The following is a 1654-nucleotide window of genomic DNA, read 5'->3' as shown; positions in this document are numbered from 1 at the left end:
TACAAACAAGATATATAGAAAAACGTATTTTTGCTCTATGTTTTCAAAGTTATTTTTGGGGATATACTGGTTACTATCACATAACCTACACAAACCCTTACAAGAGTTAGATGTGAGTATCTTGAAAGAAAAAGGCTTTTCGGATAGTGAAATACTAGCAGTGATTAGCTATATTGCTGAAAAAAATATGGGCAGAGATAATATTTGGAATGCTACTCCACCCCGTTCTTTTAATGAACCAGAAGTACAACATATCAGCCGCGAAGCTAGAATAGCTTTGCAAATCTTTCAAAGAGCAAATATCTTAACAGACCAAGAGTTAGAAGAGCTGATTGAAAACTTGATGGAAGAAAACTCACCTCACAGTAATATGAACTTTCATCATAAAGTAAACCTAGAAACAGTATGCAAATTAGCTTACCTCATGTTTGTGCAAACAGGTAGCCCCTATAAAAAAGATGGCGAGATACCTACTTTTACAGGTAAAGAAAAAATATGTTGAGAAGCAATTTTACTTTTTTATTACAAATTGTGAAATTGAGTAGCATAAAAAATGTGTTGCATTATTTTGTTGTAAAAATGTAACCTTGCTTGTTTTTAGTTCGTAAAAAGAGTGTCTTTTAAGTAAAGACTTATATGAGCAATTTTTTATGCGGTTTTTTATGGGGCAAGGTATGGTAAATCGTTCTACTTTTGTGGTATGAACTTAATAGATGGCAAAGCTACCGCAGCACAAATTTTAGAACAGTTAGCAGAGTATATTCGTGCATTGCCCTATAAACCTGGTTTGTGTGTTATTTTGATAGGAAACAATCCTGCTTCACAAGCATACGTTAATGCTAAAATTAAAGCATGCAATAAAATCGGAATTTATTCCGAGCTCATTGTTTTACCTGAAAACGTTTCCGAGTCCTATTTGCTCAATAAAATTTACCAGCTTAACGAAGATAAAAATATTCACGGAATTTTAGTACAATTGCCTTTACCTAAACATATTTCTCCCCATAAAGTAATAGAAGCGATTGATTATAGAAAAGATGTAGATGGTTTTCATCCTATTAACATGGGTAGATTAGCCAAAGGACTTCCTGCGCTAGTGCCATGTACCCCCAAAGGGATTCAAGAGCTACTCAAATTCTACAACATTCAGACAGAAGGCAAGCATTGTGTTATCATTGGAAGGAGTAACATTGTAGGTATGCCAATGAGTGTCATGATGATGCAGAACATGCCTTTTGCTAATGCTACTGTTACGGTTTGCCATTCTAAAACCAAAGATATTGAGGTTTATACCCGCCAGGCTGATATTCTTATTGTAGCCGTAGGAAGTCCCAAAAAAATAACGGGTGATATGCTTAAAGAAGGTTGTGTGGTCATAGATGTAGGTATTAACCGAATTGAGAACGAAAACAGGTATCAGTTAGTAGGTGATGTAGATTTTGAAAGCGCTGCACAAAAAGCAAGTTATATCACGCCTGTACCTGGGGGCGTAGGCCCTATGACTATTGCAATGCTGATGAAAAACACAGTAGAAGCAGCAGAGTCGCTTTACAAAAGTGGATTAGTATAAAGGTTTATATTTTTTGGGCGTGCCCCTTGCTGACGCAAGGGTCGGGGCATTCCGCACTGCGCTTCGCTTCGGTACTTCGCTGCG

General features: G+C 36.7%; 2 protein-coding genes. Both read left to right on the top strand.

The features are described 5' to 3' along the window. Positions 1-502 (top strand): DUF494 family protein (locus NZ519_13835; protein MCS7029834.1); only part of this gene is annotated, 502 nt, incomplete at its 5' end. A gap of 198 nt (positions 503-700) precedes the next feature. Then, complete coding sequence (folD, locus tag NZ519_13830) at positions 701-1570, top strand: bifunctional methylenetetrahydrofolate dehydrogenase/methenyltetrahydrofolate cyclohydrolase FolD (protein MCS7029833.1); 870 nt, start codon at positions 701-703, stop codon at positions 1568-1570. Positions 1571-1654 lie beyond the last annotated feature (84 nt).

The organism is Bacteroidia bacterium, from assembly GCA_025056095.1.
Taxonomy (GTDB): domain Bacteria; phylum Bacteroidota; class Bacteroidia; order JANWVE01; family JANWVE01; genus JANWVE01.
This window is presented reverse-complemented; position numbering and strand designations above follow the sequence as displayed.